Genomic DNA, 15,789 nt, shown 5'->3' on the forward strand with positions numbered 1-15,789 from the left:
ATGAGTTCCATGAGGCCTAAAAAGGGAAAAAGTTCATGAAATTTTTAAAAATAGTATACTGAGTATTTTAAATCTTGGTAAATACTCAAGAGTTTAAGATTCAACGAAAGCAAAATATTTCATAAGAGCCCCTAAAGTTATGAGGCACTCTATTTTTCCTTCTTTGATCATTTGCTTTACTGCGTCAGGTTCATAAAATCTTATGCCACAAATATCCTCAGATTCCTGATTCTTACCTATTTCCACATTGTCAACTTTGATCTTTACAAGTTTGACTCCTATAGGAGTTATAAAAAAAGTTGTATTTTGGTACAATTGCTCCAGATCGATTGTTTCTATAACTTCGAAGTCTCCGACTTCTTCTGCAATTTCTCTCAAAGAGCATTGTAATCTATCTTCGTTTATCTCCGAAAAACCTCTTGGACAACTTTGGAAATATTTTTCTGGCATTAAACGATATTCAGTCAATAGGCAAATTTCGTCATTTTGATTCAGAACGACTGAAACGCAGTTTTCCTCTCTTTCCTCAATACCAAAAGTATCATATAGATAATTCCGATCATCGTCAAGGACAGCATAATATCTTAAAGTTACACCCAATTTTTCGTTTTCAAAAACTGAGCCCTTACTAAGATCGCTTTTCCAATCAAGTTTAATCTGTTTATTCTTTAATTTTCGTCTTTGTCTTGAATCTAGCAAAACTTTACTTTTCAAGTTTCGTCACCTGAACTATTTTTTGAATTCATAGGAAAATTTCATCTAATGCCTTCTCTATTATCTCTAATACATCATCTATTGCTTCTAACGCATCTGGATGAGTTGCAATTATCTGCACAATCCCTAGATCAAAAAGCATATTAATGATTTTCATCCTGATTAGCTCATCAGGATATAATGCAAAGATGAGAGAAAGACAGAATATAATGAGATCGACGGTACTTGCCTTATGGTTACCACTTTCTACATCCAGTACTTGTAACTCAGTGTTTCTCCTGTAGAATTCATTCCAAATAGTGTATAAATCTTCAGATGAGATATTTTTGTTAATATTTATTTCTTCTATAGCGGCTATATCTTTAATACACTTTATTGCATCCTTAATTTCCGGATCCGCTTCTATTTTTCCTTCTTTGAGCTTTCTTTGATAAAAAAGCATCTTTTTCTTCAATTTTTCTTCCTTGTCCATGAAATCATCTTCTCTTTTTCTCTACAATATCTAAACTAGCGTATTGAATAAAAGGAACAAAATAAACAAATTTGTTCTTTTTCTTTTTTAGGACTTCAAATATGTTATCTGTATTCAAGTTCCAACTTTGCGAAGTATACAGCGTATTACTCTTATTTATTAGCTCAATAAATGAATTATGTATATATCCAGATATAGAACATAAAGGAGCAATTACCGAATCAGCGCCTTTTGATAGAAACGCGGTAACAAGTCCAACCGCCTCATTATCATCTGTGATTTTAGTTAAACCACCACAGCAGGCACCTATGAAAATAGTTTCAACATCTTTTAAATCCAAAAATAACAGAATATCATAAGTAGTCAAAAATGAATCATGAAATCGAAGGAGGGATACATAAGCAGTAACAACATTATTGTGAAAAGCTGAATGTGTGGAAAAACCAATGTTTGTGTATTTAGTAGGAGGTTTAAATGCCCTATAGAATTCTTCAAGGGTTCCGTCAGCGCATTCGAGAAGCGTGATTTTTTTACCCTCATCTCTTGGTTTATAAAGACATGGAATATTTTGAGTTGTGTATAGGTCTTTTGTTGGGGAACATATCCATAAATAATTATTTTCCTTTTTTGAGAAAGGTTGCTTGTTGATACCCAATCTCATTAAATGAGTCAAAGTCGGAGCATAATACACAGAGTAATTAGCTCTTAAATCAGTTCCTTCATTACCTAACAGATGAAGAGGAACTTGAAATAATTCTCCATCCGGTACAAAAAAAATGTTCTTAACGCCATTTAATTTATCATACAACTTAAATGCTTCAGCTAGCTCAGCCATCGTATATGGAACTTCAGATTTTAAATACTCAACTTCTGAACTCTTTTTTTTGTAAATCTCAAGAGCAACATTCACTTTGGAGATCCAGTCATTATAAATTTCTTTTGGATACTTTACTTCAACTGGCTTACCTCTTATACCCCCTCGGTCTAACAAAAACATCCTTATGATAACATTTTCTTCAAAATTGTGAATTAAAAACTTAACAACTACTGTATCCTCACTTTCTGGAATATTACCAAGTCTTTTCACAAGATATTTTTTAACATCTTCAAAGTAAATTCCTTTAATGAAGTCTAAGGGGAATTCACTGTTATAATTTTTTGTTTTTATTTCATCGCGGTTTATTTCTACAGCTTTTATAATATCTTCATATTCAAGCACTAGCTTCAGGAAAACTTCATTAGTGTTACTTGTTTCTCCTAAAATTATATCTCCAATATCTTTCTTTTCGGCCACTTCTTTTTCCAACAAGATATTTACATCACGCTTTAATTCCTCGATACTTCTTCTTTTCTGGTTAAATCTTATTAACTCATCATTTTTTCTAATTGTAGAAATATCAATTAAACCACGGTTTGTGTAAAAATCATTAAAATTCAAAGCTTTTGAATACTCTTTCTTTTCAATACACTCATTAATCACAAGCGATATATCTTCACGAATTTGCTTCATAACTTGTCTTTTGTATAAAATAGAGGAAAAAACAACTCTTAATTCATTAGCAATTTTTATTTTAGCACAAGAAACATCTAAAGGCGTAAATTCCTTTCCACCGATATTTATCGTAGGGCGAGAAATGCCTAAAGGTGTAGAATCATTTCCATTACTAACAGTTTGATACGACTCCTTTTTCGACTTCTTTTTCAAAACTGCTTGTATAGAATTTAAATTGTGCAGTATACCGATTTTGTCGGCCGATCCTTCTATTCTGAAATATTTTTTTGTAATCCCTTCATTAATTCTTTCTTGAGCATCATCTATATATTGTTCCGCCTTTATTTTGTCTTGGTAAACCATCAATTTACCTCTTTCCCATCCACCTTCTAAAATGTCGTTTTCATATTCTTTCACATTGCAACCAAGCCTTCTCAATGCATTTTTTGATTGGAGTTGACGGTATATATCCATATATTTTTCCACATAGCCATAACCATTCAGTGAAGTCTCATTTGCTCTTATAGCATAATCTTTAAAAATTACTATTAAATTGTCAGTATCTAGACGGTTTTCTAATGAAACATCACCTACATTTTTTGCATATTCTTTAAAAATAACCTTCAATGAAGGAGAATCATTGACACCTTTGTTGACCACAAAGCTATAGGCTTCAGCAAGATTATGATACAAACTTGCCATTCCATGCCCATAGATCCAATTTACTATTTCTCCATCTTGCTCAAAGTTGCAGTCTTTCCGTTTATTTATTTCTTTTTGATAAGAATCTATAAAGTCAATGAGGTTTTTCCCATAAATTGAAACGTAGTCCTCGGGGATTTGACCCGGAAGGACTTGTGAGAAAAACTCAAATTCAGTTCTTATGCGATTACTCGTTGTATCAGGAATAAAATAAGATGAGGACGAATTTGGATTACGAGCAATGTATTCTGCTAATTTGAAAAAATATAGTGCTTTTGAATAATCGCCAGATCTATAAGATATTAGGCCGCATGTGTTAACATATCTAATAACTTCATAAATTTTGTTTTGATGATATTTGACAATATTTTGAGCGACTTTTTTGGGGTCAGTTAACTGATCATCATTATGACTTAATAACTCTTTGAATAAATTAAAAGATTCTGCAAAAACTTTTAGTCCTTCTTCCAAATCTAGTTCTCTGTCACAAATAATCATCCGTCGGCAAGAAGCCGAAATTCTATCCCACCCACTTTCATTTAGTATTAACTCGCCTAATAAGTCCTTCAGATTTTTTTCTTCTTCGTAATTTTGGTCAGGGCCATGAAAACAAATACTTTTATCAAAATCCAGATTACGCTCAAGGTTTTGGTCAAAATAGTCAATCAATTTTTGTACTTTTTGATTTTGATCAGTCAAGTCAATTTCAACCATGAAGAAGTTCTCCGTAAAATATTTCAAACTTATCTAAATTTTGAGGGGTTATATAAAAATATGTTTAAATTATTACATAAAAATATATTTCAACTGAAATTATAATTTATTTAGCTATAATCATACAGATTTAGCTTTCAGAATGATATTGGGTTATTACCTTGTATCTTGAGGCAAAAAGCTCTATACTTTAAAGCTGGGTGAGTCTAAAAGCTCATCACGTAATCATATCTAAATGTGTCAGTTTGTTGGCCACATGCGGGTTTTTAAAAGAGAACAATCCGGTTTATGGAAGGATTTCCTTCCTGAAAAAATGCAGGGGAAAGCAGGTCGGCAAACCTGTGGTAAGAGACTTCGGGAAAAGCTGTTGAACTGGATGCAGGAGAGGTTCATATTCACGCACATATTTTACTCTCTGGATACTTATTTATCATCTGAGTAAAATTCAGTATTATGAGCTGGTACGGAATAGATGCAATAGATAAAGCTGTTTCAAGGACAAAAACAGCCCTTTTCGAGCCTTTTGATTTCTGGAAATGGGTAAAACTCGCAATCATCATCTTTTTGCTTGGGGGTATCGGGTCCAATTACGGAGGCTCGGGCACCAACTATCGGATGGACTCCGAAGATTTCGGGAACAATTTCCCAAACATCGAACCGGGCAGGATGCCTGACTTTCTTTCTGGCGTATCCTGGATTGGCTTTGACCATATTCAGTCTATACCACCCATGGCAATTATAGCTGCAATAATAGCCTTTCTTTTTCTTTTAGCTTTGATTTTTTCCTACATCTCCAGCGTCATGGAGTTTGTTTTTGTAGAAGCCCTGGTAAGGAACAAGGTTCATTTCTGGGCTTATTCAAAAAAATTTCTGGGAAAGGGGTTCAACCTCCTGCTGATACGTTTAGCCCTGGGGATTGTTTTTTTTGTACTCTTTGTACTGGCTTTTCTGCCTTTTATCCCGGTATTCCTTAAAGAGTCCCCTGATTTTTCCTTTCCTGCCATCATAGGCGGAGTGTTCTGGTTTTTTGGCGTAATTATTATGCTTGCCCTGCTCGGGGCAGTCGTAAGCTCCTTCTTAAGCCTTGCAATTCCCCTTGCCATTTACAGAGAATCAGGAATTCTTTCGGCTTTCCGCACGGTCTACAGGAATTTCAGGAAAAGCTGGAAAGAAGTCCTGGTTTACTGGCTTATCAGGTTCCTGCTGGGAATCGGGATAGCTATCCTTGCAGTGGTCCTATTCGGGTTGCTGATGCTGGCGCTAGGAATTGTTTTTCTTATTATTGATGTGGTTCTTTATTTCCTCTTCTCGACTTCCGTATCAGAGTCCCTGGTCTGGATACTCCTGATTCCCTTCGTCATTATAGAACTGCTGCTGATCTTCGGAACTCTGTTGTTGCTGAGCGTGCCTCTTGCAGTTTTCCTGAAGTACCATTTGCTGAGTTTCCTTGAAGCCTGGTTTGCCGGGGCAGACATTCCCTTCTTCGATAAGCTTTCCGGAGAACCGGAAATAGGGTTCGGGACAGAATTGAGTGGATCGGAACAGAGTGCATCAGAACAGGATGTATCGGAACAGAGTGCATCAGAACAGGATGTATCAGAACAGAATGCATCAGAACAGAGTGCATCAGAACAGGATGTATCAGAAAAGAGTGCATCAGAACAGGATGTATCAGAACAGAGTGCATCAGAACAGAGTGCATCAGAACAGAACGCATCAGAACAGGATGTATCAGAAAAGAGTGCATCAGAACAGGATGTATCAGAACAGGGCGAATTGGAAAAAAACAGATCGGACCCAGATAGATCATAACCGGCTGCATGAGCTGGATTTCAACCTTTTTTTACGTAATCCTGATCTATGTTCAGAATCTCTGTTTTTCAAGTTATAATATACTTTCCTGATACTAATTAGATATTAACTATAATCTAGCAAACACCTGCGGGTTTTTCTGTATCCGGAAGGGTAAAAATATGGGAGTTGATAATCGTGAAACAGGAATTCATTGAAAAGTACTACATGGGCAAAGACGTAGAAATTGATATTGGAGGAGGTACCACATACAGGGGAGTTGTTGCAGAATGTAATGACGGAGTCCTGAGCCTTAAATGGACCATAAAAGAAGAAGGATACACGCATATTGATATAGAGAGAATTGCCGCAATGTGGAGAACCCTGAAGTAAAAGAAAAAAAGATGATACAGGAAAACTGTGTCGTAAAATGGTATTGTAACAGGCGCAGTAAAATAATATACTTTAAAATTTGCTTTGTATGCTAAGAATTCACTTCGCAGTAGGGGTAGTAAGTCTTTTTACTTCCTCTAAGGCTAAGCTTTATTTCTACATTTAGGCCTTTAAGGAGGGGAAAGAACCCTCTCCTTTTTTGTCCCACGTTTTTTTCAATCTTCAAGTAGTTTCTTTTTTTGTATCTCTTTTAATTTCTGCCTTTTGTCTGTCGCTTATCGTTCTTCTCTTTCTCTTTTTTGTATTTTTTGTCTTAAAGCCGCTCTCCTGCGTCGAGCGTGACAGGAACGGCATGATAAGGCGAATGACGTTGTACGGGTCAGAACTATCTAATTTCGTCCTCTTGAACGCAGTCTTTAGTATTAACATCCATAAACATCCATAATTTAGTCCCCTGAGCAAAGTTCACTGCTAAAATCCATCAAGTAGTCCTCTTGAGCGCAGCGAAAAGGACCGCGTACTCCCGAGGCGCAATTCGGGTGGCGCAACTCTGCTAAGAAAACAATGGACTGGTTTTTCTGCTGTTACAATAAAGCTTAAATTAAGTACAGTAATTACTGAATAAACTGATTGGCATGCAGTAGATCCTTTTATCCGTCGGAAAGGTGCATATCTGCTTTCCCGGGTAAGGATATTTTGTACGTAAGATATTTGTCTGAAGTACAGTATATAAACGGTCGGTAAAGGGCATTATATACTTTACCGTAAATTCGGTACCTTGCCGGTCAGAGGTTTGTTATAGTATGTTGACCAGTAATTTATCCTGAAATCAGCGCTTACTGGTTATCCGTGCCAGCAGCAGCTTGTTAGTATTAACATAGTCAGTATTAGTCTTGTCAGTATTAGTAGTAGTATTGTCACCACTTACTGGATAGCAATTTATTAAGAGTTGTCTGTCAGCCGCAGGAAAGGGCTTGAATCGACGACCTTTACTTTAGTTTATTTTTCATCAGGGAGACTCCCATATGATAAAGGAAATCACTGCCAAATACAATGCAGAACAAATAGAAAAAAAAGTAACGCAGTTCTGGGAAGACAGCGATGCCTACCGGAAAACCCGGGAGCACCGCAAAACCGGAAAAAGGCTTTTTTTTGTTGACGGGCCCCCATACACTACAGGCCATATCCACCTGGGGACTGCCTGGAATAAGATCATTAAAGATTCTATTCTCCGCTATTACTCCATGAATAACCGCAACATCCTTGAGCGTCCTGGCTGGGATATGCACGGTCTGCCTATCGAGGTCAGGGTCGAAGGCTTGCTTGGTTTCAAGTCCAAGAAGGATATCGAGAGTTTCGGAGTAGAGAATTTCATTGAGAAATGCAAAGAATTTGCCCTCACGCAGAAACAGGCAATGACTGAGCAGTTCCAGAAGCTTGGGGTCTGGATGCAGTGGGAAGAACCCTATATGACCCTAAAAGATGACTACATCGAGGCTGCCTGGTGGACCCTCAAACAGGCTCAGGAAAAGGACCTGCTTGACGTGGGCAAGCGTGTAGTCAACTGGTGTCCCCGCTGTGAAACCGCGATTGCCGACTCCGAAGTCGAGTACGCAGACAGGACCGATCCGTCCATCTATGTCAAGTTCAAGGTTAAGGGAGAGGAAAACACCTTCATAGTGATCTGGACCACAACCCCCTGGACCATCCCCTCAAACATCGCCGTTGCGGTCCACCCGTCCTTCGAATATGCGAAGTTCAGGGCAATTCGTCAGGACGGAAAAGAAGAAATCCTGATCGCAGCCACAACCCTCATTGAGAACGTGATCCGGAAGGGCAGGTACACGAACTACGAAATTCTTGAGACCATGCTCGGGGAAGACGTCGCAGGCCTGGAATACGAGAGCCCCCTTGCGGACCTTATCCCACGCCAGGCTGAATTCAAGCACAATGTCTACGAGGCCGAATACGTAACCGCAGAAAACACCGGCTGTGTGCACATTGCCCCGGGGCACGGGATGGACGACTTTAATGTAGGAGTCAAAAACAGCCTGCCGATTTTCTGTCCCGTAGGCCCTAACGGTTCCTACACCGAGGAAGCCGGCAAGTATGCAGGCATGAACATAAGGGACGCAAACGCTGTTGTCATCGAGGACCTCCTGGAGCGCGACAGGCTCCTTGCCGAGGGGACCGTGACCCACCGTTACGGGCACTGCTGGCGCTGCAAGACCCCCATCATCTACCTGGCAACCGAACAGTGGTTCCTCAAAATTACCGATCTCAAAGAAAAAATGCTCGAGGAAATCGATTCAGTCGACTGGTACCCTGATTGGGCAGGCTCAGCCCGCTTCAGGACCTGGGTGGAAGGCGCAAGGGACTGGTGTATCTCCAGGCAGCGTTACTGGGGAATTCCTATCCCTGTTTGGAAATGCCGGAAGTGTGGAAAGCTTGAGGTAATAGGGACAAAAGCCGAACTGCTGGAAAAGGCTGGAATAGAAAACGATATCGAACTGCACCGCCCCTACGTGGATAAAGTCACTATTCCATGTGAGTGCGGAGGGGAGAAAAAGCGTGTAGAAGACGTTTTTGACGTCTGGTTTGACTCGGCTGTTGCTTCCTGGGCAACCCTGAAGTACCCGCAGACGCAGGACCAGTTTGATGAATGGTGGCCTGCCGACTTCATTACCGAAGGGCATGACCAGACCCGCGGCTGGTTCTATTCCCAGCTCGGAGCAAGCATGGTTGGCTTTGGACGGGCGCCTTATAAGAGTGTGCTCATGCACGGCTTTACTCTTGATGCCGGCGGAAAGAAGATGTCAAAGAGCCTTGGAAATGTAATTTCCCCGCTGGAAATCATCGACAGGTTCGGGGCAGATACCCTGCGTGCCTACGTGCTTTCCGCAAGTGCGCCCTGGGATGACCTGAAGTTCAACTTAGAAGAGATAGAAACTGTCCACCGCTCAATTAACATCCTCTGGAACGTTTTCAGGTTCCCGCTTCCGTATATGGCGCTTGACAAATTTGACCCGATGAAGGTCAGCCTGGACTCTGTTAAAGATGCTCTGCGGGAAGAAGACAGGTGGATTCTTTCAAGAGCCCAGTCCGTGGTAAAAGCTGTAGATGAAGCCATGAGCGGGTACCTGCTGCATAAAGCAGTCCGTGAGATCCTGGAGTTTGCCCTCGAAGACCTCTCGCGCTGGTATATCCAGCTTATCCGCCCAAGGACCTGGACCGAAGCTGACGATCCGGACAAGCTTGCAGCTTACTGTGTGCTTTACGAGGTCTACGTAACCATCACAAAACTGATCTCCCCCTTCATGCCTTACCTGGCTGAGGAGATGTACCAGAACCTGATCCGGAACGTGGACCCAAAAGCTAACGAATCCGTGCACATGAGCGACTGGCCGAAGGTTAACGAGACCTATCTTGACCCTGAGCTTGAAGCAGCCATGAGTACCGCCCGTTCCATCGTGGAAGCTGCCTCAAACGCTCGCCAGAAGGCAGGAAGAAAACTCAGGTGGCCCATTTCCAGAATTGTTGTCTCCCCTGAAAGCGAAGCCGCAGCAAAGGCAGTTGACAGGCTGCGTTCCGTACTTATGGACCAGACCAATTCCAAAGCCATTGTGCTTACCGGGGTTGGCCAGAGCTGGGACGAACTCGGGCTTGAGGTTATCCCTGACCCGGGAAAGATCGGGCCTGTCTTCAAGAAGGATGCCGGAAAAGTTATCCCTGCCCTGCAGAAAGTCGAGGGTTTTGCTTTAAAGAAAGCCTTTGCTGAAAACGGGGAATTCGAGCTCCTCCTTGCCGACGGGACCACTGTCACAGTCACTCCGGGTATGGCAAACTACAAAGAAACTCTGCCCGAAGGCACAGCCAGCGCAGAGTCCGATGCAGGCCTTGTTTATGTGGATGCGAACCTTACTCCTGAACTCGAAGCTGAAGGATACTCAAGGGAAGTAATCCGCAGGCTGCAGGACATGCGGAAGGAACTCGACCTTATTGTGGATGAAAACATCCGCGCCTCTGTCTGGATCGAAGACAAAAGGGTCTTAGCGCTTGTTGAAACTCTGAAGGATCTTATTGCAGAAGAGGTTAGAGCCGATGTCTTTAACATAGGCAGCGGTACCGAGGTTTCCGGAGCCCTTGTAAAGGACTGGGATGTCGAAGGCATTGCCATGAAGATGGGAATTGCGAAGAAATAACTCTGTAATTAAGTTTAAGAATGAAACTCGATAAGAAAATCTAAGTTCATAAACGAAAAACAGGAAAGGAGTGATTTATACGAATTTTGCTGCCTGGGAGCCTATCTACGAACGAATTCTTGAAGACTTCGGGTTCGACCGCACAGGTGATGAAGAGGCAGCTCGCCTCCTTTCCCAAAAACTGACTGAGAAAAACACTGCCAGTCTTTCCGAACTCAAAGATACGGTCTCAGGAAAGCCTGTCCTGGTCTGCGGAAATGCTCCCGGACTCAGAAACGAGCTTTTGAAAATCGACCTTTCTACTTTTGTGATAATTGCAGCCGATGGAGCCGCTGCCGTCCTTATGGATATTGGCCGCGTGCCTGAAGTTATCTGTACCGACCTTGACGGCAATTCCGAAACTGACATCGAAAAAGAGATCCTTGCCTGTTCGAGGGGCTCAATAGTCCTCATCCATGCCCACGGGGACAACATGGATAAGCTGGAAAAATATGTGCCCCGATTCAGGCGCTTTATTGCAACTACCCAGGCCCGGCCTTTTGATCAAGTATACAACTTCGGCGGATTCAGTGATGGAGACCGCTGCGTTTTTGTAGCCAGGGAATTCGAGGCTAAAAGTATCAGGCTCGCAGGATTTGACTTTGAAGACCCCTTAGTGAATCCGATTAAGAAAAAGAAGCTTAATTGGGCGAAAGAATTAATCGGGATGTGCGGGAATTGAGGGCTAAACGGACATGTGAATGGTCAGAGTGCAGGGAATTGACTAATTAAAATATTTCGTCTAATATAATAATTTAAATTTTTTTCCTGGAAAACAAGCATAAAACAAGCATACTTATAATGAAAAATCTGTAATTTATATAGTTTATAAATAGAAAGTGTTATTCGTATTTTCATTCATATTCGCAGGCTTTAAAGCTTTATATTAATTTTTATTATGCCTTTTGCCCTTCATTTTTCCTGAACTGTCTTACTTTTCCCTTATTTGCAGAAAAGAGGGATAAAAGCTTTATTCTACCGGTACACTTACAAATTTATAACCTATAATTTAAATTTATAAGTTGACCCCTTTATTCCTACGGGATTCTTCCAGTTTTTCAAGCACTATTTAATGGTAAGTATTGTTAATTCTGTTGATTTTATATATTTTATGAATATATTTTTATTTATACTCTTAAGCAATTAAAATTCAGTCTGTTAGCCTTCAAATAGGAATTAGCCGCCAGGCTAGTTTCTAAAAATAATTGCTATGAGTATAATCTTGATGTTGGGGGTTGATAGAGAGTTTGACTGAAGTTGTATACACCATTAGAAAGTTAATCAAATTTCAAAAAAACTTCATTCTTTTCAAATAATGCACCGAATATACAAGAAAAATGTCTAAACTAAATAAAGAAGAACACATTAACATCTGGAGGAAAATATAATGGGATACTTTAGCTTTTATTACAAAAACGTAATATGCTTTTATCAGGAAACAATTTTCAAAATCAAGTTCTGCTTCTGATAACTCTTTAAGCAGATTGATAATAACCATTTAAACTGATAAAAAATTGTTTCCATAGCCATCTTTTCGAGATATAATGGAGACATTCTCTAAATTCGTTTTATCTTGAATTGATGGCTATTGATCCTTACTTTTTTATGATTTAGCAGCTACAGATTCTTTTTCAGGGCTCCCAATGTGATTATCTGGGTAATCTGGGTATACACTGTAGCTTGAACCGTATTCTCTTCAAAATAAACGGTAAATTTTCCAGCAAGGCGACACTTAAACGTTACATTCATGAAGTTTGTAACTTGAATAGGTCGTATGGGTGTGATTCTATGGGTGTGATTCTATGGGTGTGATTCTATGGGTGTGATTCTATGGGTGTGATTCTATGGGTGTGATTCTATGGGTGTGATTCTATGGGTGTGATTCTATGGGTGTGATTCTATGGGTGTGATTCCTCCACTCATAAAATTAATTAAATTTCACTCAAATTCGTGGAATTCATATTTCGATCCCGAAGAGGATACTTTGAACCTTTATTTTCCGTTTTTCGTCCTGTTTTTCCAGATTTAATCTATAACTCAATCAAAACTCACGGGCACGATCTAATATCAATTTCTTAACTATATTTCCGTTTATATTATACCTAATGGATATTAATAGGTGGTTCCTACTTAATCGGTTGGTATTATTCAGAATATCCTGAGATGAAATCTTTTTTCTCTTCTGCGCCTTATAGGGTTGAAACCGTCTCGCCTGCCCGCAAAAAAATAACAGGCAAATTCCTGCTGGTATTGAGAAAAAACGAGAATTATAGTGAAATGCCTTCCTGGTTCGAAGAATACTTCCCTTGACCCCTTCCTTTGACCCCGAAAACCGCTTTTTAATTCACAGGTAATATCGGACGTATCCGCCAGCTTGCCTGGCGGCCCTTCAAAAAAAGAAGAAAAAAGAAGAAATATAATAAGAGAAGGAAAAAATAAAGAGGCTGAAATCGCCAGTAAAAATCAATAAAAACAGACATGGAAAAGAGTATTTTTCAGGTATATTTTTATCCTGTTCGGACGACATCCCCCTACTTTTTACTTCACTTTTTACTCACTTTTTACTTCAATTTTAATTTATAAATTTATTTATGGTCTTTTTCGTTCTCTTTTTTGTCTGAAAGCCGCTCTCCTGCATCGAGCGTGACAAAAATGACACAATACGGCAAATAAGGTTGCACGGGCTATAAATATTTAAGTCGTCCTCTTGAGCGCAGCGAAAAGGACCGCGTACTCCCGAGGCGCAATTCGGGCGAGGCGCAATTCGGGCAGCGAAAAGAACCGCGGGCTCCCTAATCGCAATTCGGTTTTTTCAAAAATATCAACCATATAACAGTGGACGACCTAATAATGTCTTATGGATACAATATGAAATCACGTTCAGTAGCACATAATATGAGGAGAGGCTTTATCCATAGTCTAGTTTTTTAGAACCGAATCTGGATTTATCGGTAAGTAATTCATTTATCTGCCGACTGAAAATATATCCAAACAGGAAACTCTAATTATCCGCGGTAATTGTCGGACAGTCTCTTTAGTGGTGGGATACAGCCTTTCAACTTTTTCAGAAACGTTTCTAACATATGGATAAATTTACTTGCCGATTTGCCCAGTATCATTCCTTAAAGGCGGGATGAACATTTAAACTACCGCCGTATTGAGAAAACTTGTGGCATTTTTGTGTACTTCTGCGGAAGTTGGGATTAAATACTAAATATCCTGCACTATTTAGAGTTTTTAAGAATTATAACTTATAAGTTAAGAAAAAAAGCAAACATATTCCTGCACGATTTAGAGTTTTTAAGAATTATAACTTATAAGTTAAGAAAAAAAGCAAACATATAATTTCAGCCGGATATTTGTCAGGATTTTCAAAGACTATTAAATGATTCGAATCATTAATTCTATCAATTTTATATAATTTCATATTATTATTTAATTTATACTTTCTGGCAATTAAATAACATCTGCTCCTCTCCAAGTGAAATCAGTATCAAGAAACGTTTCAAAAATTAATTGCCGTGAGTATAATACTTTGGGGGTTGATAAAGGGTTTAACCTGAAATGTACACATCATTAGAAGGAAATGCACCTAATGCTTGAAAAGTACACACCATTAGAAGAAGATGCGCCTAATTTTAAAGGGTTCATATTCTCCAATGTATAAAAGCAAACGTAATAAGAATAAACTAAGAATGGAGGAACATATAATGTGTGGATGTTTTACTTTCTTTAACTTCAACTATAGAATTTGCTATATGAAGATTTATTACAAGATAGTTTGTAGTCATGGTCATGGTCGTGGCTGTGGCTGTGGCTGCTGATAATGATAACTATTGAGCCTGAAATAACTACTGAACCTTAAAAGAAACAGAATCCATAGTCATCTCTTCAAGGTGTAAAGGACAACTTATGAGAATTCGTCCTTTTTTTGAATTGATGACTATTATCTTTATTATTTTTGAAAATCAGTTTTCATGTCCAATGGAACTATTTCTTGGACCAGATGGTATTTTTCCCACACTATTCATTTTTTCTTCATTCCGGCACTTCCGGGCTTATTATGGGTAATCTGAATAAAGTGGATAATATTACCGGATAATATTACTTTTTCTTCCCTGTGCACACAAATGCTCCTATCACTGCCACAACTACCCATAGAATGCCTGTGAAAGGAGTGCTTTCCGGATCTGAGGGTGAGTTTGAATCTACTGGCTGTTTACCTGTTGTTCCGGTCTTATTTGTCTCGTTTTCGGTCTGTTTTTTTTCCTGCCATTTTTCCTGAACTTTCAGTTCCTCAATTACCGCATCCCTGTCTGATACAGGGTGTTTTCCGGGAAAGCCTACAGACACGCTGAAAAGCTGCTTATCGGGTTCTTCGTCCCTCAGCATGAGGAGCACGGACTCTTTCAGGGTGAACTCTGCCTGGTCTTCAGTCCAGACATTTCTGCCGGTCTCGGTTCTTACCTTTATGGTTTCGGTGGGCAGGGAGTTATACAGCCATTCCTCAACTGTAATTGTAAAGATTGTATGGTCATAGTGCTCTTGGATGTCACTAACCGTGCCAATCACTATACGATCAGAATTGCTTATTTGATATGGAATTTCAGCAGACTCTTGAATCAATTCTGCTGCTGCAGGACCTGGAGCCAAAAAGAGCAGGATTAATGCAAATAGTATCAAAGGCGAATACATTAGTTTCATCGAATTCTCATTCCTTGCTTTAGGGATTATCTAGAGTTCTCGTCTTACTTATTTACTTTTTTGATTTTGATTGTATTTATGGTTTGTTTAAGCTGCGGATTCATTTGAACCTTTTATTTGCTCTATTTGAACCATTAAAGGAAAGAACAGGCTCTGCAAGAATCGGGAAGATGGCCTGAGGAGTAAGCAAAGACTAAAAGGGTTGAAAGAAGCTGCTTTTCAGCTTCCAGAATTGTCTGGGGATGCTAATGGAATGGGATCGGATGCATTTTAGAGTTGTAGCTGAGGGGTCTAAAAAAACATGGAGTATGGAGGAAGAAGTAGCCTGATGAAAAGCTATAAGCCTGAAGAAAAGCTGCAAAAAACTGGATTGAAACCCAATTTTTGGCTATGTCAGACTGATCTCAACAAATTTAATATACTTATTCGATGACATTATGAAATGCTCAATCATTTTTGTGGGGGCAAAAAATGATGGGTAGTTCACAATCAGATTTTTGTATCCTTTTTCGTAAAAAGTACTTCGAGGATTTCTACAAGGCCAGAATCTCAATGATGAAGTGGGG

General features: G+C 39.5%; 8 protein-coding genes. 4 read left to right on the plus strand and 4 right to left on the minus strand.

Going from position 1 to position 15,789, the window contains the following annotated elements:
• Positions 1–93: 93 nt before the first annotated feature.
• From PHF18_RS02330 to PHF18_RS02340, 3 genes are read right to left on the minus strand one after another with little or no spacing between them, the layout of a single operon-like run.
• The gene (locus tag PHF18_RS02330) at positions 94–714 is read right to left on the minus strand and encodes an NUDIX domain-containing protein (protein ID WP_300097778.1); all 621 of its coding nucleotides are present in this window, start codon (positions 712–714) and stop codon (positions 94–96) included.
• Positions 715–742: 28 nt separating this feature from the next.
• Positions 743–1,186 carry a hypothetical protein gene (locus PHF18_RS02335; RefSeq protein ID WP_300097781.1) on the minus strand — a complete coding sequence of 148 codons (444 nt, stop codon included), beginning with the start codon at positions 1,184–1,186 and terminating at the stop codon, positions 743–745.
• Between the two features lie 4 nt (positions 1,187–1,190).
• On the minus strand, positions 1,191–4,094 hold the full coding sequence (locus PHF18_RS02340) for a CHAT domain-containing protein (protein ID WP_300097784.1): 2,904 nt from the start codon (positions 4,092–4,094) through the stop codon (positions 1,191–1,193).
• Between the two features lie 453 nt (positions 4,095–4,547).
• Here PHF18_RS02340 and PHF18_RS02345 point away from each other — a divergent pair, with 453 nt between their 5' ends.
• The 4 genes from PHF18_RS02345 (at position 4,548) to PHF18_RS02360 (ending at position 11,201) form a co-directional block, all read left to right on the plus strand.
• Positions 4,548–5,906 carry a hypothetical protein gene (locus tag PHF18_RS02345; RefSeq protein ID WP_300097787.1) on the plus strand — a complete coding sequence of 453 codons (1,359 nt, stop codon included), beginning with the start codon at positions 4,548–4,550 and terminating at the stop codon, positions 5,904–5,906.
• A gap of 177 nt (positions 5,907–6,083) precedes the next feature.
• On the plus strand, positions 6,084–6,278 hold the full coding sequence (locus PHF18_RS02350; RefSeq protein WP_300097790.1) for an MM0924 family protein: 195 nt from the start codon (positions 6,084–6,086) through the stop codon (positions 6,276–6,278).
• A gap of 1,025 nt (positions 6,279–7,303) precedes the next feature.
• Complete coding sequence (ileS, locus tag PHF18_RS02355) at positions 7,304–10,480, plus strand: isoleucine--tRNA ligase (protein ID WP_300097793.1); 3,177 nt, start codon at positions 7,304–7,306, stop codon at positions 10,478–10,480.
• 70 nt (positions 10,481–10,550) lie between these two features.
• On the plus strand, positions 10,551–11,201 hold the full coding sequence (locus PHF18_RS02360; protein WP_300097795.1) for a 6-hydroxymethylpterin diphosphokinase MptE-like protein: 651 nt from the start codon (positions 10,551–10,553) through the stop codon (positions 11,199–11,201).
• Between the two features lie 3,422 nt (positions 11,202–14,623).
• Here PHF18_RS02360 and PHF18_RS02365 read toward each other — a convergent pair.
• Positions 14,624–15,091 (minus strand): hypothetical protein, encoded by a 468-nt coding sequence (locus PHF18_RS02365; RefSeq protein WP_300097798.1) that lies wholly within the window; start codon positions 15,089–15,091, stop codon positions 14,624–14,626.
• Positions 15,092–15,789: the final 698 nt, after the last annotated feature.

Origin of the sequence: Methanosarcina sp., from assembly GCF_028693135.1 — an archaeon.
Taxonomy (GTDB): domain Archaea; phylum Halobacteriota; class Methanosarcinia; order Methanosarcinales; family Methanosarcinaceae; genus Methanosarcina.